Origin of the sequence: Bacteroides sp. AM37-9 (assembly GCF_003603455.1) — a bacterium.
GTDB lineage: Bacteria > Bacteroidota > Bacteroidia > Bacteroidales > Bacteroidaceae > Bacteroides > Bacteroides xylanisolvens.
Map to the genome: position 1 here is coordinate 1 of NZ_QTNF01000022.1, position 19,234 is coordinate 19,234.

17 protein-coding genes are annotated in these 19,234 nt (G+C 42.5%); 15 read left to right on the plus strand and 2 right to left on the minus strand.

Translation table 11 applies throughout. From position 1 onward, the window contains the following. Positions 1-257 precede the first annotated feature (257 nt). The 5 genes from DW862_RS15545 (at position 258) to der (ending at position 4,459) form a co-directional block, all read left to right on the plus strand. Positions 258-836: a DUF177 domain-containing protein gene (locus tag DW862_RS15545; RefSeq protein ID WP_004313594.1), complete on the plus strand. Its 579-nt coding sequence runs from the start codon at positions 258-260 to the stop codon at positions 834-836. A 12-nt stretch (positions 837-848) separates the two neighbouring features. Next, positions 849-1,034, plus strand: a complete 186-nt coding sequence (gene rpmF / locus DW862_RS15550; protein WP_004296852.1) for a 50S ribosomal protein L32 — start codon at positions 849-851, stop codon at positions 1,032-1,034. Between the two features lie 87 nt (positions 1,035-1,121). Next, a complete protein-coding gene (locus DW862_RS15555) occupies positions 1,122-2,129 on the plus strand; it encodes a beta-ketoacyl-ACP synthase III (protein WP_004308623.1) in 1,008 nt (335 codons plus the stop codon). A gap of 86 nt (positions 2,130-2,215) precedes the next feature. Further along, the gene (era, locus tag DW862_RS15560; RefSeq protein WP_004308624.1) at positions 2,216-3,097 is read left to right on the plus strand and encodes a GTPase Era; all 882 of its coding nucleotides are present in this window, start codon (positions 2,216-2,218) and stop codon (positions 3,095-3,097) included. Between the two features lie 48 nt (positions 3,098-3,145). Beyond that, positions 3,146-4,459 carry a ribosome biogenesis GTPase Der gene (gene der / locus DW862_RS15565; protein WP_004308625.1) on the plus strand — a complete coding sequence of 438 codons (1,314 nt, stop codon included), beginning with the start codon at positions 3,146-3,148 and terminating at the stop codon, positions 4,457-4,459. Between the two features lie 138 nt (positions 4,460-4,597). Here der and lptB read toward each other — a convergent pair whose 3' ends face one another. Next, positions 4,598-5,359 (minus strand): LPS export ABC transporter ATP-binding protein, encoded by a 762-nt coding sequence (lptB, locus tag DW862_RS15570; protein WP_004308626.1) that lies wholly within the window; start codon positions 5,357-5,359, stop codon positions 4,598-4,600. A gap of 75 nt (positions 5,360-5,434) precedes the next feature. Between lptB and DW862_RS15575 the strand changes: the two genes are divergently transcribed. Together DW862_RS15575 and DW862_RS15580 are read left to right on the plus strand one after the other, a co-directional pair. After that, positions 5,435-6,178 carry an ABC transporter permease gene (locus DW862_RS15575; RefSeq protein WP_004308627.1) on the plus strand — a complete coding sequence of 248 codons (744 nt, stop codon included), beginning with the start codon at positions 5,435-5,437 and terminating at the stop codon, positions 6,176-6,178. Further along, positions 6,175-6,945, plus strand: coding sequence for an ABC transporter ATP-binding protein (locus tag DW862_RS15580; RefSeq protein WP_004308628.1), 771 nt, complete (start codon positions 6,175-6,177; stop codon positions 6,943-6,945). The genes DW862_RS15575 and DW862_RS15580 overlap by 4 nt, the downstream gene beginning before the upstream one ends. A gap of 66 nt (positions 6,946-7,011) precedes the next feature. Here the strand turns inward: DW862_RS15580 and DW862_RS15585 are convergent, their stop codons facing one another. Next, positions 7,012-7,257 carry an RNA-binding protein gene (locus tag DW862_RS15585; RefSeq protein ID WP_004297160.1) on the minus strand — a complete coding sequence of 82 codons (246 nt, stop codon included), beginning with the start codon at positions 7,255-7,257 and terminating at the stop codon, positions 7,012-7,014. Between the two features lie 676 nt (positions 7,258-7,933). Between DW862_RS15585 and tig the strand changes: the two genes are divergently transcribed. The 8 genes from tig to DW862_RS15625 all read left to right on the plus strand — a co-directional run bounded on the left by tig (position 7,934) and on the right by DW862_RS15625 (position 19,234). Then, the gene (tig, locus tag DW862_RS15590) at positions 7,934-9,289 is read left to right on the plus strand and encodes a trigger factor (RefSeq protein ID WP_074708781.1); all 1,356 of its coding nucleotides are present in this window, start codon (positions 7,934-7,936) and stop codon (positions 9,287-9,289) included. 143 nt (positions 9,290-9,432) lie between these two features. After that, positions 9,433-10,095 carry an ATP-dependent Clp endopeptidase proteolytic subunit ClpP gene (clpP, locus tag DW862_RS15595; protein ID WP_004297164.1) on the plus strand — a complete coding sequence of 221 codons (663 nt, stop codon included), beginning with the start codon at positions 9,433-9,435 and terminating at the stop codon, positions 10,093-10,095. Positions 10,096-10,097: 2 nt separating this feature from the next. Continuing rightward, positions 10,098-11,342: an ATP-dependent Clp protease ATP-binding subunit ClpX gene (gene clpX, locus DW862_RS15600; RefSeq protein ID WP_008641838.1), complete on the plus strand. Its 1,245-nt coding sequence runs from the start codon at positions 10,098-10,100 to the stop codon at positions 11,340-11,342. 167 nt (positions 11,343-11,509) lie between these two features. Then, positions 11,510-13,690: a DNA helicase RecQ gene (gene recQ / locus DW862_RS15605; RefSeq protein WP_008020386.1), complete on the plus strand. Its 2,181-nt coding sequence runs from the start codon at positions 11,510-11,512 to the stop codon at positions 13,688-13,690. A gap of 86 nt (positions 13,691-13,776) precedes the next feature. After that, positions 13,777-15,255, plus strand: a complete 1,479-nt coding sequence (guaB, locus tag DW862_RS15610; protein ID WP_009038958.1) for an IMP dehydrogenase — start codon at positions 13,777-13,779, stop codon at positions 15,253-15,255. Positions 15,256-15,397: 142 nt separating this feature from the next. Then, positions 15,398-16,942, plus strand: a complete 1,545-nt coding sequence (locus tag DW862_RS15615; protein WP_120069267.1) for a peptidylprolyl isomerase — start codon at positions 15,398-15,400, stop codon at positions 16,940-16,942. Positions 16,943-16,996: 54 nt separating this feature from the next. Then, the gene (locus tag DW862_RS15620; protein WP_009038960.1) at positions 16,997-17,842 is read left to right on the plus strand and encodes a hypothetical protein; all 846 of its coding nucleotides are present in this window, start codon (positions 16,997-16,999) and stop codon (positions 17,840-17,842) included. A gap of 9 nt (positions 17,843-17,851) precedes the next feature. After that, positions 17,852-19,234 carry a peptidylprolyl isomerase gene (locus tag DW862_RS15625; RefSeq protein WP_008641845.1) on the plus strand — a complete coding sequence of 461 codons (1,383 nt, stop codon included), beginning with the start codon at positions 17,852-17,854 and terminating at the stop codon, positions 19,232-19,234.

The following is a 19,234-nucleotide window of genomic DNA, read 5'->3' on the forward strand; positions in this document are numbered from 1 at the left end:
TCGTCACGCCGATGGTACTGCGTAACAGTGGGAGAGTAGGTAGCCGCCGTTTTAAAGAAGCCTCGCTTGTCTATTGACGGGCGAGGCTTTCTGTTTTTTATTACTTTGGTATTTATACCACCCTTTTTAGCAGATACAAACCTCATAATACCTATTAAAAAAGTGAATATTTACTGATAATTTGTATGTTATGAGGATATTTATTTGTATCTTTGTCGCCCGAATTGTAAGCTAACGATTTAAAAAAGAGAGAAGCTTTGGGAAAATTTGATAAATACAAAATTGACTTGAAAGGTATGCAAGCAGACTCTGCTAAGTATGAGTTTGTATTGGATAACCTTTACTTCGCTCACATTGATGGTCCTGAAGTTCAGAAAGGAAAGGTCAATGTTACATTGACTGTGAAAAGAACCTCTCGTGCTTTCGAGCTGAGTTTCCAAACTGACGGAATGGTATGGGTACCATGCGACCGTTGTCTGGATGATATGGAGCTACCTATCAGTTCTTCTGATAAACTGATGGTAAAGTTTGGTCATGAATATGCAGAAGAAGGTGACAACCTGATTGTGATTCCCGAGGAAGAAGGGGAAATCAACGTTGCATGGTTCATGTATGAATTTGTTGCGCTGTCTATTCCGATGAAGCATGTACATGCTCCCGGTAAGTGTAATAAAGCGGTAACTAGTAAATTGAACAAGCATTTGAAAACAAATGCGAATGAGGATAGCGATGATACTTTCGACACAGGTGGAGATGACATCGTAATTGAGGAAGAAGTGGAGGAACAAATTGATCCTCGCTGGAATGAATTAAAAAAAATATTAGATAATAATTAAAGTTTTAAGAAAATGGCACATCCTAAGAGAAGACAATCAAGTACGAGACAAGCGAAGAGAAGAACTCATGATAAGGCAGTAGCTCCTACATTGGCTATTTGTCCGAATTGCGGCGAATGGCACGTTTACCACACTGTATGTGGTGCTTGTGGCTATTACAGAGGTAAGCTCGCTATTGAGAAAGAAGCAGCTGTATAATTAGTACAGTTATACTGAAAACAGCCTGAGGGTAAAGCTCTCCGGCTGCTTTAAGTATTATAGTATTGCTAATTTAAAATAGGTTTGATGGAAAAAATAAATGCAGTAATCACAGGAGTCGGTGGGTACGTTCCCGATTATATCTTAACTAACGATGAGATATCAAAAATGGTGGATACCAACGACGAATGGATTATGACTCGTATCGGAGTAAAGGAGAGACATATTCTGAATGAGGAAGGATTAGGTAGTTCATACATGGCACGCAAAGCTGCCAAACAGTTGATGAAGAAAACTGGTGCTAATCCTGATGACATTGATTTGGTTGTTGTCGCTACCACTACTCCTGACTATCACTTCCCTTCTACAGCTTCTATTCTTTGTGATAAACTCGGACTGAAGAATGCATTTGCTTTCGACTTGCAAGCTGCTTGTAGCGGTTTCCTGTATTTAATGGAGACAGCTGCTAATTTCATCCGTTCGGGAAGATATAAGAAAATTATCATTGTCGGTGCCGATAAGATGTCGTCAATGGTTAACTATACAGATCGTGCTACATGCCCTATCTTTGGTGACGGTGCTGCTGCCTTTATGGTGGAACCGACTACGGAAGATTACGGAATCATGGATTCGATACTGAGAACTGATGGCAAAGGATTGCCTTTCCTCCACATGAAAGCTGGTGGTTCGGTTTGTCCTCCGTCTTATTTCACAGTAGACAATAAAATGCACTATTTGCACCAGGAAGGAAGAACAGTGTTTAAATATGCTGTATCCAATATGTCGGATGTATCTGCTGCTATTGCAGAAAAGAATGGTCTGACGAAAGATAATATCAACTGGATTGTTCCGCATCAGGCGAATGTCCGCATTATCGAAGCCGTGGCTCACCGTATGGAGGTGCCAATGGATAAAGTGTTGGTAAATATTGAGCATTACGGTAACACCAGTGCTGCTACTCTTCCTTTGTGTATCTGGGATTATGAAGATAAACTCAAGAAAGGTGATAATATCATTTTCACTGCATTCGGTGCCGGATTTACATGGGGCGCAGTTTACGTGAAATGGGGTTATGACGGAAAAAAGGAATCGTAACGTAAGTTACTGAACTATAACACTCAAAAACGCATCCTATTTCGATTCGATGCGTTTTTTTGTCTCAACCAATAAAATGAAGAGAAATGCATAAAGCAGGTTTTGTAAACATTGTAGGAAATCCGAATGTCGGAAAATCGACATTGATGAATGTCTTGGTGGGCGAACGTATTTCGATCGCTACTTTCAAGGCGCAGACAACTCGTCACCGGATTATGGGAATCTATAATACGGATGAAATGCAGATTGTTTTTTCTGATACTCCGGGAGTATTGAAGCCCAATTATAAACTACAGGAGTCGATGCTGAATTTTTCTACTTCGGCATTGACGGATGCGGATATCTTGCTTTATGTGACTGACGTGGTGGAGACGCCGGATAAGAATAATGAGTTTATGGAGAAGGTACGCCAGATGACGGTGCCTGTGCTCTTGCTCATCAATAAGATAGATCTTACAGATCAGGAAAAACTGGTAAAGCTGGTGGAAGATTGGAAAGAACTGCTTCCCCAAGCCGAAATTATTCCGATTTCTGCTACATCGAAGTTCAATGTGGACTATGTGATGAAGCGAATCAAAGAACTGTTGCCCGATTCTCCTCCTTATTTTGGAAAGGATCAGTGGACGGACAAGCCTGCCCGTTTCTTCGTGAATGAGATTATCCGGGAAAAGATTTTGCTCTACTACGACAAGGAGATTCCTTATTCGGTGGAAGTGGTCGTAGAGGAGTTTAAGGAAGAGCCGAAGAAGATTCATATTCGTGCGGTGATTAACGTGGAACGTGATTCGCAGAAAGGAATTATTATCGGCAAACAGGGCAAGGCGTTGAAGAAGGTAGCTACCGAGGCTCGCCGCGAACTGGAACGTTTCTTTGGAAAGACTATTTTCCTCGAAACGTATGTGAAAGTGGATAAGGATTGGCGTAGTTCGGATAAGGAGCTGCGTAATTTTGGTTATCAGTTAGATTAAGAGTATTCATGCGACTGTGATAGTCGTGAAAAAACAAGGTATTGAACTATGGGTAATTTAGTTGCAATTGTAGGACGCCCGAATGTGGGCAAGTCTACCTTATTTAACCGTCTGACGAAGACTCGTCAGGCTATTGTGAATGAAGAAGCGGGTACAACCCGCGACAGACAATATGGCAAGTCCGAGTGGCTGGGCCGTGAGTTCTCCGTGGTGGATACCGGCGGATGGGTGGTTAATTCGGATGATGTTTTTGAAGAGGAAATCCGCAAGCAGGTATTATTGGCAGTGGATGAAGCGGACGTTATTTTGTTCGTTGTAGATGTGATGAATGGAGTGACCGACCTGGATATGCAGGTGGCGGCTATTCTGCGCCGTGCTAATAGTCCGGTGATTATGGTTGCCAATAAAACGGACAATCATGATTTACAGTATAACGCTCCCGAGTTTTATAAACTGGGATTGGGCGATCCGTATTGTGTTTCTGCCATGACAGGAAGTGGTACGGGTGATTTGATGGATTTGATTGTCAGCAATTTCAAGAAGGAGTCTTCTGAAATCCTGGATGATGATATTCCTCGTTTTGCTGTGGTAGGACGCCCGAATGCAGGAAAGTCTTCCATTGTAAACGCGTTTATTGGGGAAGAACGTAATATCGTGACAGAGATTGCAGGAACTACCCGTGACTCGATCTACACTCGTTACAATAAATTCGGATTTGATTTTTACCTGGTAGATACGGCAGGTATCCGTAAGAAAAACAAGGTAAATGAAGACTTGGAATATTATTCGGTGATTCGTTCGATTCGTGCCATCGAAGGGTCGGATGTTTGTATTCTGATGTTGGATGCAACGAGGGGTGTTGAGAGCCAGGACTTGAATATCTTTTCTCTGATTCAGAAGAACCAGAAAGGATTGGTAGTCGTGATTAATAAATGGGACTTGGTGGAAGATAAATCAGTGAAAGTGCAGAAGACATTTGAGGAAGCTGTCCGTTCACGTTTTGCTCCGTTTGTCGATTTCCCGATCATCTTTGCTTCTGCGTTGACCAAACAACGTATTCTGAAAGTGCTGGAAGAAGCACGTAATGTATATGAGAACCGGACGACAAAGATTCCGACAGCTCGTTTGAATGAAGAAATGCTTCCGCTGATCGAGGCTTATCCGCCTCCCTCAAATAAAGGTAAGTATATCAAGATTAAATACATCACACAGTTGCCGAATACGCAAGTGCCTTCATTTGTCTATTTTGCCAACTTGCCGCAGTATGTGAAGGATCCGTACAAACGTTTCCTCGAAAATAAGATGCGTGAGAAATGGAATCTGACAGGTACTCCGGTTAATATTTATATTCGACAGAAGTAAAGTTCACCACAGATTAACACAGATTTCCACAGATTAAAAATAAAAAACGGGCTAATCAATTTACAAGTTTTGTATCATTTGATTAGCCCGTATTCTTTATGAAATATCTGTGGAAATCTGTGTTAATCTGTGGTGAACCTATTTCTCCAACTGGAAATCTTTTCTGCGTAAAACGAAGCTGTTACTCAAGTATTTTTCACGCACAATCTGATTCTCCGATAATTCTTCCGGTGTTCCCTGGAAAAGAATCTTTCCTTCGAACAGCAGATAGGCGCGGTCGGTGATACTAAGTGTCTCCTGTACGTTGTGGTCGGTAATCAGGATTCCGATATTCTTGTCTTTCAGCTTCCAAACAATTTGCTGGATATCTTCTACGGCAATCGGGTCTACACCGGCAAAAGGTTCGTCAAGCATGATGAATTTGGGGTCGATGGCAAGACAACGGGCAATCTCCGTACGGCGGCGTTCACCTCCGGACAACTGGTTACCTTTGTTTTTGCGTACCTTTTGCAGACGGAATTCTGCTATCAGGCTTTCGAGTTTCTCCTTTTGATATTCTTTGGGCTTGTTAGTCATTTCCAGTACGGCGGCGATATTATCTTCCACACTCATCTGGCGGAAAACGGAAGCTTCCTGTGCAAGGTAGCCGATTCCCGTTTGCGCTCGTTTGTAAACCGGATATTTGGTAATCTCCAGGTCGTCGAGGAAAATACGTCCTTCATTCGGAGTAATCAGCCCTACGGTCATATAGAATGAAGTCGTCTTACCGGCACCGTTCGGTCCCAGCAAACCTACAATCTCACCTTGCTTCACATTGATGGAAACGTGGCTCACAACGGTTCGTTTACCGTACTTCTTAACCAGGTCTTCCGTGCGGAGCACCATCTTGCTTTCTTCCATATTCTAGTTATTTTGCGGCAAATGTAGTAAAAATAAGCTGAAATAATGTACATTTGCAGACAAATAGTGTGAGTTATGATAAAAGCATTGAGAACCGTCGGGAGATATTTCATGCTGATGGGACGGACTTTTTCCCGTCCTGAACGTATGCGTATGTTCTTCCGGCAATACCTTAACGAGTTGGAGCAACTAGGTGTGAACTCCATCGGTATCGTGCTGTTGATTTCGTTTTTCATCGGCGCGGTTATTACCATCCAGATCAAGTTGAATATCGAAAGTCCGTGGATGCCTCGCTGGACAGTGGGGTATGTGACACGTGAAATTATGTTGCTGGAATTTTCTTCCTCTATCATGTGTTTGATTCTTGCGGGAAAAGTAGGATCGAATATCGCTTCGGAATTAGGAACGATGCGGGTGACGCAGCAGATTGACGCGCTCGAAATTATGGGTATCAATTCGGCAAACTACCTGATTCTGCCTAAGATTACGGCGATGGTAACTGTGATTCCTATTTTAGTGACGTTCAGTATCTTTGCCGGAATTATCGGTGCCTTTTGCACCTGTTGGTTTGCCGGGGTGATGAATGCGGTCGATCTGGAATATGGATTGCAATATATGTTTGTGGAGTGGTTTATTTGGGCCGGTATCATCAAATCCCTCTTTTTCGCGTTTATTATTGCAAGTGTGTCTGCTTTCTTCGGATATACGGTGGATGGTGGATCGATTGCTGTGGGAAAGGCTTCTACGGATGCCGTAGTATCCAGCAGTGTATTGATTCTGTTTGCGGACTTGATATTAACTAAACTTTTGATGGGATGATTGAGATTAAAGGACTTTATAAATCATTTGATGACAAAACGGTATTGAGCGATATCAATGCTAGTTTTGAAAATGGAAAGACGAACTTGATTATCGGTCAGAGTGGCTCCGGTAAGACGGTATTGATGAAGTGTATTGTAGGATTGCTTACTCCGGAGAAGGGGGAAGTCTTATATGACGGACGTAACCTTGTCTTGATGGGGAAGAAGGAGAAAAAGATGCTTCGCAAGGAGATGGGGATGATTTTCCAGAGTGCAGCTCTGTTTGACTCAATGACGGTGTTGGACAATGTGATGTTTCCGTTGAATATGTTTAGCAATGATACTTTGCGTGAGCGTACCAAACGGGCGATGTTCTGCTTGGATCGTGTGAATCTGGGGGAGGCGAAAGATAAGTTTCCGGGAGAAATCAGTGGGGGGATGCAGAAGCGTGTGGCTATTGCACGTGCGATTGCCCTGAATCCGCAATATTTGTTTTGCGATGAACCGAACTCGGGACTCGATCCGAAAACGTCATTGGTGATTGATGATCTGATCCATGATATTACGCAGGAATATAACATGACGACCATTATCAATACGCATGATATGAACTCTGTATTGGGAATTGGCGAGAAGGTGATTTATATTTATGAAGGACATAAAGAGTGGGAAGGGACAAAAGATGATATCTTTACCTCTACCAACGAACGACTGAATAACTTTATCTTTGCTTCAGACTTGCTCCGTAAAGTGAAGGACGTGGAAGTGCAAGGAATGGAAGGGTAATAAAAAAACTTCTGTCATCGGGGTGACAGAAGTTTCTTTTTTTCTTAGCTATATTAGCGTCGGCAATTAAGCTCTAGGTCTAGCTTCTTTAACTACCATTGTACGGCCCATGTATTCAGCTCCGTTCAATTCAGCAATAGCTTTTGCAGCTGCAGCGTCGTCTTCCATTTCGATGAAAGCGAATCCTTTGGATTTACCGGTTTCACGGTCCATAACAACTTTAACTGATGATACTGCTCCGTAATCTTCCATCACTTGTTGCAGATCTCCTTCCTTAACACGGTAGTTAAGGTTTCCAACATAAATGTTCATAATGAAAATGATAAAAAATAAATAAATGAATAAAACTCTCTGGACAGATGGTTACTAATAAAAAGATTAAAACGACAGAGAGTTTACAAATGCGTTTCGTAACGGAAGTAAAAACCTTGTAATCAAATCGAGAAACTAATGGTCCATCAATCCGCAGCAAAGAAAAGAATAATTTTTGAATTAACCATCTTTTGGGAAGGTTAATTTGCGGATTATCAGAAAAAAAAGTTCTTTCCTTTTCTCTTGAAAGAAAAGAAAGAACCAAAGAAAAGTTGGAGAAAGCCCTCACGCTCGGTATCCTCAAGCGAGCTTGTGGCTACACTCACTAAATCGGGCTTTTCAAGGCTGACTTTTTTCTCCTACTCGCTTCCTTCACTACGCTAAAGGGCAGAAACTCGCTACGCTCAAACAGTCTGCCCTTCTTAACGCTTCGTTATGGGCGCTCGCTTGACGGAGAAAAAAGTAGGCCGGGGGAACCTGGCGGGGTAGGTGTTGATGGGGATTTTATATTGTTTATGGATGGAATATCAGTGGGATATTATTAAAAGATGTGTGAAAGATGGGTGGCGTTGCTGAAATAAATCTGCAATGTCTTTTGAAATTTGAAAGATTAGCACTAATTTTGCACCCTCTTTGAGTATAGAACAAAGTATAAATCAAATAAATAATTGTCAGAATGAACGTTTCATTACAAAACATTGACAAAGTAAGCGCAGAGCTTACTGTAAAGCTTGAGAAAGCAGATTATCAGGAGAAAGTAGACAAAGAGTTGAAATCACTCCGTCAGAAGGCACAGATTCCGGGATTCCGTAAAGGTATGGTGCCGACAAGTCTTATTAAAAAGATGTATGGTAAATCGGTGATTGCAGAGGTTGTGAATAAGGCATTGCAAGAAGCTGTTTACAATTATATTAAAGATAATAAGGTGAATATGTTGGGCGAGCCGTTGCCTAATGAAGAAAAGCAGCAGAATATTGATTTCGATACAATGGAAGAGTTCGAATTCGTGTTCGATATCGCTTTGGCACCTGAATTTAAAGCAGAAGTAAGCGCTAAAGATAAAGTAGATTATTATTCTATCGAAGTTTCTGAAGAAATGATCGACAACCAGGTGAAGATGTACACTCAACGCACTGGTAAGTATGATAAGGTAGATGCTTACGAAGATAATGATATGTTGAAAGGTCTGCTGGCACAGTTGGACGAAGAAGGCAATACAAAAGAAGGTGGTATTCAGGTAGAAGCTGCTGTGTTGATGCCTGCTTACATGAAGAATGACGATCAGAAAGCTATTTTTGCTAACGCAAAAGTAAATGATGTATTGGTGTTCAATCCGAATGTTGCTTATGACGGACATGCTGCTGAACTGGGTTCTTTGTTGAAGATCGACAAGGAAATCGCGAAAGACGTTAAGTCTGACTTCAGCTTCCAGGTAGAAGAAATCACTCGTTTTGTTCCGGGTGAATTGACACAGGAAGTGTTCGACCAGGCATTCGGCGAAGGTGTTGTGAAGACTGAAGAGGAATTCCGCGCTAAGATTAAAGAAGAAATTGCAGCAAGATTTGTTGCTGACAGCGATTATAAGTTCCTGATCGATATTCGCAAGGTGATGATGGAAAAAGTAGGTAAGTTGGAATTCTCTGACGCTCTGCTGAAACGTATCATGTTGCTGAACAACGAAGAAAAGGGCGAAGAATATGTTGCTGAAAACTATGATAAGAGCATCGAGGAACTGACTTGGCACCTGATTAAGGAACAGTTGGTTGAAGCAAACGATATCAAAGTAGAACAGGAAGATGTTCTGAAGATGGCTAGAGAAACAACGAAGGCACAGTTTGCTCAATACGGTATGTTGTCTATCCCTGATGATGTGCTTGACAACTATGCACAGGAGATGTTGAAGAAGAAAGAAACTATCAATAATTTGGTAAGTCGTGTTGTAGAAGTGAAGCTGGCTGCTGCTCTGAAAGCGCAGGTTACTTTGGAAAACAAGAACGTTTCAATCGAAGAATTCAATAAGATGTTTGAATAATCATTCGGTTGAATAGAATATAAAGTCACAGAAACACAGAGTTTTTATAAAATTATAACTCTGTGTTTTTTTGTGTCTCTGTATTCTTTTTCGTTTCTTTGTACTTACGTTTATTTTTAATTTATAAGAAAGGAACAATTAACATGGATGATTTTAGAAAATACGCAACCAAGCATTTAGGAATGAATGGCATGGTATTGGATGATGTGATTAAATCGCAGGCCGGGTATTTGAATCCCTATATTCTGGAAGAAAGACAGTTGAACGTTACTCAACTCGACGTTTTCTCCCGTTTGATGATGGACCGCATCATTTTCCTCGGTACACAAGTAGATGACTATACAGCGAATACGCTTCAGGCACAGTTGCTGTATCTGGATTCTGTTGATCCGGGTAAGGATATCTCTATCTATATCAACTCTCCGGGCGGAAGTGTATATGCCGGACTGGGCATTTATGATACGATGCAGTTTATTTCAAGTGATGTTGCTACCATCTGTACAGGTATGGCAGCTTCAATGGCGGCTGTATTGCTTGTTGCCGGTGCTGAAGGCAAACGTTCTGCGTTGCCTCATTCACGTGTGATGATTCACCAGCCGATGGGTGGTGCGCAAGGACAAGCGTCGGACATTGAAATCACAGCTCGTGAGATTCAGAAATTGAAGAAAGAACTTTATACGATCATCGCCGATCATTCGCATACTGATTTCGATAAGGTATGGGCGGACTCTGACCGCGACTACTGGATGACAGCTCAGGAAGCGAAAGAATACGGTATGATTGATGAGGTATTGATTAAGAAATAAAAATGGCTGATTCAAAGACAAAGAAAAGGTGTAGCTTCTGTGGACGGTCGGAGAACGAAGTCGGATTCCTGATTACGGGAATGAACGGCTATATCTGCGACAGTTGTGCTACCCAGGCTTATGAGATTACTCAGGAAGCATTGGGCGAAGGCAAGAAAAGCGCGGGAGCTACCAAACTCAATTTAAAAGAACTGCCCAAACCGGTAGAAATCAAGAAATTCCTCGACCAGTATGTGATCGGACAGGATGACGCAAAACGCTTCCTTTCCGTATCGGTCTATAACCATTATAAACGTCTGTTGCAAAAAGACAGCGGGGATGATGTGGAGATTGAAAAGTCGAACATTATTATGGTAGGTAGTACCGGAACCGGAAAAACGTTGCTTGCACGTACGATTGCCAAGTTGCTGCACGTGCCGTTTACCATTGTAGACGCTACGGTGCTGACAGAGGCCGGTTATGTAGGCGAAGATATCGAAAGTATTTTAACCCGTTTGCTTCAGGTGGCAGATTATAATGTACCTGAAGCGGAACAGGGTATTGTGTTTATCGACGAGATCGACAAGATTGCCCGCAAAGGAGATAACCCTTCCATCACTCGCGATGTGAGCGGTGAAGGTGTACAGCAGGGATTGCTGAAATTACTCGAAGGCTCTGTTGTGAACGTACCTCCCCAGGGTGGTCGTAAACATCCGGACCAGAAGATGATTCCGGTAAATACCAAAAATATTCTCTTTATCTGTGGCGGCGCTTTCGATGGTATCGAAAAGAAGATCGCCCAACGGTTGAATACACATGTCGTAGGTTATACGGCGTCGCAGAAAACAGCGACGGTGGACAAGAATAACATGATGCAGTATATCGCTCCGCAGGATTTGAAGTCATTCGGACTGATTCCCGAAATTATCGGACGTCTTCCGGTACTGACTTATTTGAATCCGCTGGATCGGAATGCGCTTCGTGCTATCCTCACCGAACCGAAAAACTCTATCATCAAGCAGTACATCAAACTGTTTGAAATGGATGGTATCAAGCTCACATTTGAAGATGCTGTCTTCGAATATATCGTCGATAAGGCGGTGGAATATAAGCTGGGTGCCCGTGGATTGCGCTCTATTGTGGAAACAATCATGATGGATGTCATGTTTGAAATCCCTTCAGAGGACAAAAAAGAGTATAAGGTGACGCTGGATTATGCAAAGATGCAACTGGAAAAAGCGAATATGGCACGACTGCAAACTGCTTAAAATCAAAGAGTAAGACTATAAAAGATGATCGTAACTGTATTTTCTTAAAAATATTAGTCGCATTTTGCTTGGTAATTACGAAGTTGTTTATAACTTTGTTTGGCTCTCTTGAAGGAGGGAGCCTACTAAAGTTAAACCATGAACTGAATAAAACAACCTAAGTTAAGATGGCAAGGAAGATTAATTTAACAGATGAACTGAAGAAGTGTTTCGGATTTAATAAGTTCAAGGGAAACCAGGAAGCGATCATTAACAACTTGCTCGATGGTAAAGATACCTTTGTACTGATGCCTACCGGTGGCGGGAAATCTTTATGCTATCAGCTACCTTCGCTCTTGATGGAAGGTACGGCAATTGTAATTTCTCCGCTTATTGCGTTGATGAAGAATCAAGTGGATGCAATGCGCAATTTCAGTGAAGAAGATGGCGTCGCCCATTTTATCAATTCTTCATTAAACAAAGGCGCGATAGACCAAGTGAGGTCGGACATCCTTGCCGGAAAGACAAAATTGCTATATGTGGCGCCGGAATCGCTGACGAAAGAAGAAAATGTAGAATTTTTGCGTTCGGTGAAAATTTCGTTCTATGCAGTGGACGAAGCTCATTGTATTTCTGAATGGGGACATGACTTCCGACCGGAATACCGGCGGATTCGCCCTATTATCAACGAAATAGGAAAGGCTCCGTTGATTGCGTTGACCGCAACAGCGACACCAAAGGTGCAGCATGATATCCAGAAAAATCTGGGAATGGTAGATGCTCAAGTTTTCAAATCGTCGTTCAACCGTCCGAACCTTTATTATGAGGTACGCGCGAAGACCGCTAATATTGACAGGGATATTATCAAGTTTATCAAAAACAATCCGGAAAAATCGGGCATTATCTATTGCCTTAGCCGGAAAAAAGTAGAGGAACTTGCTGAAATCCTTCAGGCAAACGGTATCAATGCGCGTCCTTATCATGCCGGGATGGATTCGTTGGCGCGGACTAAGAATCAGGATGATTTCCTGATGGAAAAAGTGGATGTTATTGTAGCAACTATCGCTTTCGGTATGGGAATCGACAAGCCGGATGTAAGGTTTGTGATTCACTACGATATTCCAAAGAGTCTGGAAGGGTATTACCAGGAGACCGGACGTGCCGGTAGAGATGGCGGTGAAGGTCAGTGCATAACCTTTTATACAAACAAAGACTTGCAAAAACTGGAGAAGTTCATGCAAGGAAAACCTGTGGCAGAGCAGGAAATTGGCAAGCAGCTTCTGTTGGAAACCGCTGCTTATGCCGAATCTTCCGTATGCCGGCGCAAGACGTTGCTGCATTATTTCGGTGAAGAATATACGGAAGAAAATTGTGGAAATTGTGACAACTGTTTAAACCCTAAAAAACAAGTGGAGGCTCAAGAGTTATTGTGTGCCGTGATTGAAGCGATTATCGCGGTGAAAGAAAATTTTAAGGCAGATTATATTATAGACATACTACAAGGTAAAGAAACTTCCGAAGTACAGGCGCATTTGCATGAAGACCTCGAAGTCTTCGGCTCCGGTATGGGGGAAGAGGATAAAACATGGAACGCAGTGATTCGTCAAGCACTGATCGCAGGTTACTTGAGCAAGGATGTGGAACATTACGGACTCCTGAAAGTGACGGAGGAAGGACACAAGTTCTTGAAGAAGCCGAAGTCATTCAAGATTACCGAAGACAACGACTTTGAAGAGACGGAAGAAGAAGTTCCGGCACGTGGCGGTGGTTCCTGTGCGGTAGACCCTGCTCTTTATTCTATGTTGAAGGACTTGCGGAAGAAACTCTCGAAGAAGCTGGAAGTGCCGCCTTATGTGATCTTCCAGGATCCGTCTTTGGAAGCGATGGCTACCATTTATCCGGTGACATTGGATGAATTGCAGAATATACCGGGTGTAGGAGCCGGAAAAGCAAAACGTTACGGTGAAGAGTTCTGTAAATTAATCAAACGCCACTGTGAAGAGAATGAAATAGAACGTCCTGAAGATTTGCGGGTACGTACGGTTGCCAATAAATCAAAGATGAAAGTGGCTATCATTCAGGCAATTGACCGTAAAGTGGCGTTAGATGATATCGCTCTTTCCAAAGGTATCGAATTTGGTGAACTCCTAGACGAGGTGGAAGCTATCGTCTATTCGGGAACCAAACTGAATATAGATTATTTCCTGGAAGAAATCATGGATGAAGATCACATGCTTGATATCTACGATTATTTCAAGGAATCTACTACTGATAAGATTGATGATGCGCTTGATGAATTAGGCGATGACTTCACTGAAGAGGAAGTTCGCTTGGTGCGTATTAAGTTCATCTCTGAAATGGCCAATTAAAAAAGCGAAAAAAATAAGCGTGCAGGTATGCAGTTTTGAATAAAAACCGTATATTTGCACGCAATAATTTTTAAACGCATAGCCCTATGTCATTTATTGCTGATAAGATTGTAATGGATGGGTTAACTTACGACGACGTATTGTTGATCCCCGCTTATTCTGAAGTTTTACCGCGCACTGTCGATCTCTCGACTAAGTTTTCAAAAAACATTGAGTTAAAAATTCCTTTTGTGACGGCTGCCATGGATACGGTTACCGAAGCGAAAATGGCTATTGCCATTGCTCGTGAGGGTGGTATCGGCGTGATTCACAAAAATATGTCTATCGAAGAACAGGCAAGACAAGTTGCTATTGTAAAACGTGCCGAAAATGGTATGATTTATGATCCCGTAACTATTAAAAGAGGTTCTACTGTGCAGGATGCACTGGACATCATGGCGGAATACAAAATCGGTGGTATCCCTGTGGTAGATGATGAAGGTTATTTGGTGGGTATTGTTACCAACAGAGATTTGCGTTTCGAAAGAGACATGGCTAAACATATTGATCTTGTCATGACTCCGAAAGAAAGATTGGTAACTACAAACCAGTCTACTGATCTGGAATCTGCTGCACAGATTCTTCAGAAACATAAGATCGAGAAACTTCCGATTGTCGGAATGGACGGAAAGTTGATCGGCCTTGTCACTTATAAAGATATAACAAAAGCAAAAGATAAACCGATGGCTTGTAAAGATGCCAAAGGTCGTTTGCGTGTAGCTGCCGGTGTAGGTGTGACTGCCGATACGCTGGATCGTATGCAGGCATTGGTAGATGCCGGTGCGGATGCAATTGTAATTGATACGGCTCACGGACACTCTATGTTTGTGATTGAAAAACTGAAAGAAGCTAAGAAACGCTTCCCGAACATTGATATTGTAGTGGGTAATATTGCTACCGGAGAAGCTGCAAAAGCGTTGGTAGAAGCAGGAGCGGATGCAGTGAAAGTCGGTATCGGTCCGGGTTCTATCTGTACCACTCGTGTGGTTGCCGGTGTAGGTGTTCCACAGTTGTCTGCTGTCTATGATGTAGCAAAAGCCTTGAAGGGTACAGGTATTCCTTTGATTGCCGATGGTGGTTTGCGCTATTCGGGCGATGTAGTGAAAGCGTTGGCTGCCGGTGGATATTGTGTAATGATCGGATCGTTGGTTGCCGGAACAGAAGAGTCTCCGGGCGACACAATCATTTTCAATGGACGTAAATTCAAATCCTATCGTGGTATGGGATCGTTGGAAGCGATGGAGAACGGTTCGAAAGACCGTTACTTCCAGAGTGGAACTGCTGATGTGAAGAAGCTTGTTCCGGAAGGAATTGCTGCCCGTGTTCCTTATAAAGGTACACTTTTCGAAGTTATCTATCAGTTGTCAGGTGGTTTGCGTGCAGGTATGGGATACTGCGGTGCTGCCAATATTGATAAACTTCACGATGCTAAGTTTACCCGCATTACCAATGCAGGTGTAATGGAAAGCCATCCGCACGACGTGACGATTACTAGTGAATCGCCTAACTATAGCCGTCCGGAATAATAGATAGATACGGTGAACTATTAACGGTGAACGGTGAACAGGCTGTGTTGTCAGCAAGGTGTTCACTGCTCACCGTTTGTTGTTTATCTGTTATTGCCTCTGTGATGTTTGTTGTTTATTGTTTGGAAAATAAAAAATGATGATGAAAAGAAGCCTGTTGTTGGGATGTATTTCTCTCTTTGTTGTCGCGGTCTTTGCGCAAGAAGATCCGGTATTGATGCGTGTTAACGGAAGAGAGATACTCCGTTCGGAATTTGAAAATGCATACCGCCGTTATGCGGAACGCTCAAATGCCCAGCTTTCACCAAAAGAGTATGCGGCACTTTTCGCTCAATCAAAGTTGAAGGTGGAAGCGGCCAGGGCTGCCGGACTTGATACGACTACAGTTTTCCGTAAACAACACGAGAAGCGTCGGACAGAATTGGTAGAATCTTATCTGATTGACAAACAAGTGATGGATAGTTGTGCCCGTGTCTTGTATCAGAAGATGGGATTGAAAGCACGTAGCGGCCGGGTGCAAGTCATGCAAATTTTTAAACGTTTACCGCAGACGGTTACTTCCCGTCATTTGGAAGAAGAAAAAGCCCGGATGGATTCTATATACCGGGTGATACAGAATCAGCCGGATTTGAATTTTAACCGTTTGGTGGAAATCTATTCGGATGATAAGCAGAGTAGATGGATAGAAAGTTTGGAGACAACGAGTGAATTTGAGGATGTCGCTTTCTCTTTGGCGAAAGGTGCGGTATCACAGCCATTCTTCACTCCTGAAGGGATTCATATCTTGAAAGTGATTGACCGGGAGGAAGCATTTGCTTATGAAAATGTCAGTGGCAGGTTGATAGAGCGGTTACGGCGTAAGGAAATTTTAGACAAAGGCACGGCAGCGATGCTCGACCGATTAAAAAAGTCATGGCAGTATACCCCGAATCAGGCAGCAATGGAAGAGCTGTTGACGAAAGGCCGGACAGAACAAAATCTCTTTACGATTGATGGACAGGCATATACCGGAGCTATGTTCACGCAGTTTGCCTCTTCTCATCCTCAAGCTGCCAAACGCCAGTTGGAAGGGTTTATAGCTAAATCATTATTGGATTATGAAAGTCGGAATATAGATAAAAAGCATCCGGAAATTCGTATTGCCTTGCGGGAATCTGACGAAAACTATTTGGTAAAAGAGATCACACGGCAGAAAATAGAGTTGCCTGCCATTAATGACCGGGCCGGATTGGCTACCTATTTCAAATTTCATTCGTCGGATTATCGGTGGGAGAGTCCCCGGTATAGAGGAGTCGTGCTTCATTGCGTTGATAAAAAGACGGCAAAGCAAGCTAAAAAAATGCTGAAGAAAGTGCCGGAAAAAGAGTGGGCGGACCAGCTTCGGCAAACTTTTAATACATCCGGGACGGAAAAGATACAGGTTGAACAAGGTATTTTTGCCGACGGAGACAATAAATATATAGATAAACTGGTCTTTAAGAAGGGTGGTTTCGAACCCGTGATGTCTTATCCTTTTACCATTGTGGTAGGCGAAAAAATGAAAGGACCGGATGATTATCGGGAAGTAATTGAACAGGTGCGAAAGGATTATCGAAGCTATCTTGACACGTGCTGGGCGCGGGAATTGAGGGAGTTTGGTAAGGTTGAAATAAACCAAGAGGTTTTAAAAACAGTTAATAATAACTGATGTAACCGATTATTCACTATCTTCGTACCTTAAATAAGTAGATTTTAGTTGCCAATGCGAATATTAGTCCTCTTACTGATTACCCTTCTTGGTTGTGGAGCGTGCAAGGAACAGCGCGACCACAAAGGAAAGACTCCTTTGGTAGAGGTGGACGGTAACTTTTTATATAAAGAAGATTTGATGTCCGTGCTTCCGGTCGGATTGTCAAAAGATGATAGTATTCTCTTCACCGAACATTATATTCGTAGTTGGGCGGAAGAGATTTTATTATATGAGAAAGCTGCGAACAATATTCCCGATAATGTGGATGTTGACAAACTGGTGGAGAATTATCGGAAAGCGTTGATTATGCATACTTATCAGCAGGAGTTGATAAACCAGAAGCTGTCGAATGATATTTCCGAACAAGAGATCGCAGAATATTACGGGAAAAACAAAGAACTGTTTAAACTGGAAACCCCGTTGATTAAGGGATTGTTTATCAAAGTGCCGTTGACGGCTCCCCAGCTGAACAATGTGCGCAGGTGGTATAAGTCGGAAAAACAGGATGCTGTCGAGAGCCTGGAAAAATATAGTTTGCAGAATGCAGTGAAATACGAATACTTTTATGACAAATGGGTGTCCGTGACTGATGTACTGGATATGATTCCACTGAAAGTAGAGGCACCGGAAGAGTACGTAGACAAACACCGTCAGGTAGAATTGAAAGATACGGCCTATTATTATTTCCTGAATGTGAGCGATTATCGCGGAATTGGTGAAGAGAAACCGTATGAATTTGCCCGTTCGGAAGTGAAAGACTTACTGGTTAATCAGAAACGGGTGAGCTTTATGGAACAGGTAAAGAACGACTTGTATCAGCAAGCAGTAAGTAAGAAGAAGATTATATATAATTATTAAATACAAAGAATGAAGAAGTTTGTGAACTTTAGATTTGTTGTTACCCTTGTCCTGGCAATATTTGCTAATGTGGCAACCTATGCACAAGATAATGTGGTTGATGAAGTAGTTTGGGTAGTAGGTGACGAAGCTATTTTGAAATCAGATGTAGAAGAGGCCCGTATGGATGCCTTGTATAATGGACGCAGATTTGACGGCGATCCTTATTGTGTAATTCCTGAAGAGATTGCCGTGCAGAAGTTGTTCCTGCATCAGGCAAAGTTGGACAGTATCGAGGTTTCCGAAGCGGAAATCATCCAGCGTGTGGATATGATGACCAACATGTACATTCAGCAGATCGGTTCCAGAGAGAAGATGGAGGAGTATTTCAATAAAACTTCCACCCAGATTCGTGAGACGCTACGTGATAATGCACGTGACGGATTGACCGTTCAGAAGATGCAGCAGAAACTGGTAGGAGAAATCAAAGTGACTCCGGCAGAAGTACGCCGTTATTTTAAAGACCTTCCACAAGATAGTATTCCTTACATTCCGACACAGGTAGAAGTGCAGATCATTACTTTACAACCGAAAATTCCTATCTCGGAGATTGAGGATGTAAAAAAGACGTTGCGTGATTATACGGATCGTGTGACAAAAGGAGAAATTGACTTCTCTACATTGGCGCGTTTGTATTCGGAAGACAAGGCATCTGCCATTAAAGGTGGTGAATGTGGATTCATGGGACGTGGTATGATGGACCCTGCTTATGCGAATGTAGCGTTCAGTTTGCAAGATCCGAAGAAAGTTTCCAAGATTGTGGAGTCGGAATTTGGTTTCCACATTATCCAGTTGATTGAAAAACGTGGTGACCGTGTCAACACTCGCCATATCTTGTTGCGTCCGAAAGTATCGGAAAAAGAACTGACCGAGGCTTGTGCCCGTCTGGATTCTATTGCCGATGATATTCGTGCCAACAAATTTACATTTGATGATGCGGCTGCCGTTATCTCACAGGATAAAGACACCCGTAACAACCATGGTATTATGGTGAACATCAATGAAAATTCAGGTGTGACTACTTCTAAGTTCCAGATGCAGGATCTTCCTCAAGACGTTGCTAAGGTAGTGGATAAGATGAATGTAGGTGAAATTTCCAAAGCCTTTACAATGATTAATGAGAAGGATGGAAAAGAAGTATGTGCTATCGTGAAGTTGAAAGCAAAAATCAACGGTCATAAAGCAACCATTGCAGAAGACTATCAGGACCTGAAAGAAATTGTGATGGAGAAACGCCGTGAAGAGATGTTGCAGAAATGGATTCTGGACAAGCAGAAACATACTTATGTACGCATCAACGAAAACTGGCAGAAGTGTGACTTCAAGTATCCGGGTTGGGTCAAGAAGGACTGA

Coding starts and splice junctions, on each gene's coding strand:
- rpmF (WP_004296852.1), top strand. CDS start 849: ATGGCACATCCTAAGAGAAGACAATCAAGTACGAGACAAGCGAAGAGA.
- DW862_RS15555 (WP_004308623.1), top strand. CDS start 1,122: ATGGAAAAAATAAATGCAGTAATCACAGGAGTCGGTGGGTACGTTCCC.
- era (WP_004308624.1), top strand. CDS start 2,216: ATGCATAAAGCAGGTTTTGTAAACATTGTAGGAAATCCGAATGTCGGA.
- der (WP_004308625.1), top strand. CDS start 3,146: ATGGGTAATTTAGTTGCAATTGTAGGACGCCCGAATGTGGGCAAGTCT.
- lptB (WP_004308626.1), bottom strand. CDS start 5,359: ATGGAAGAAAGCAAGATGGTGCTCCGCACGGAAGACCTGGTTAAGAAG.
- DW862_RS15575 (WP_004308627.1), top strand. CDS start 5,435: ATGATAAAAGCATTGAGAACCGTCGGGAGATATTTCATGCTGATGGGA.
- DW862_RS15580 (WP_004308628.1), top strand. CDS start 6,175: ATGATTGAGATTAAAGGACTTTATAAATCATTTGATGACAAAACGGTA.
- DW862_RS15585 (WP_004297160.1), bottom strand. CDS start 7,257: ATGAACATTTATGTTGGAAACCTTAACTACCGTGTTAAGGAAGGAGAT.
- tig (WP_074708781.1), top strand. CDS start 7,934: ATGAACGTTTCATTACAAAACATTGACAAAGTAAGCGCAGAGCTTACT.
- clpP (WP_004297164.1), top strand. CDS start 9,433: ATGGATGATTTTAGAAAATACGCAACCAAGCATTTAGGAATGAATGGC.
- clpX (WP_008641838.1), top strand. CDS start 10,098: ATGGCTGATTCAAAGACAAAGAAAAGGTGTAGCTTCTGTGGACGGTCG.
- recQ (WP_008020386.1), top strand. CDS start 11,510: ATGGCAAGGAAGATTAATTTAACAGATGAACTGAAGAAGTGTTTCGGA.
- guaB (WP_009038958.1), top strand. CDS start 13,777: ATGTCATTTATTGCTGATAAGATTGTAATGGATGGGTTAACTTACGAC.
- DW862_RS15615 (WP_120069267.1), top strand. CDS start 15,398: ATGAAAAGAAGCCTGTTGTTGGGATGTATTTCTCTCTTTGTTGTCGCG.
- DW862_RS15620 (WP_009038960.1), top strand. CDS start 16,997: ATGCGAATATTAGTCCTCTTACTGATTACCCTTCTTGGTTGTGGAGCG.
- DW862_RS15625 (WP_008641845.1), top strand. CDS start 17,852: ATGAAGAAGTTTGTGAACTTTAGATTTGTTGTTACCCTTGTCCTGGCA.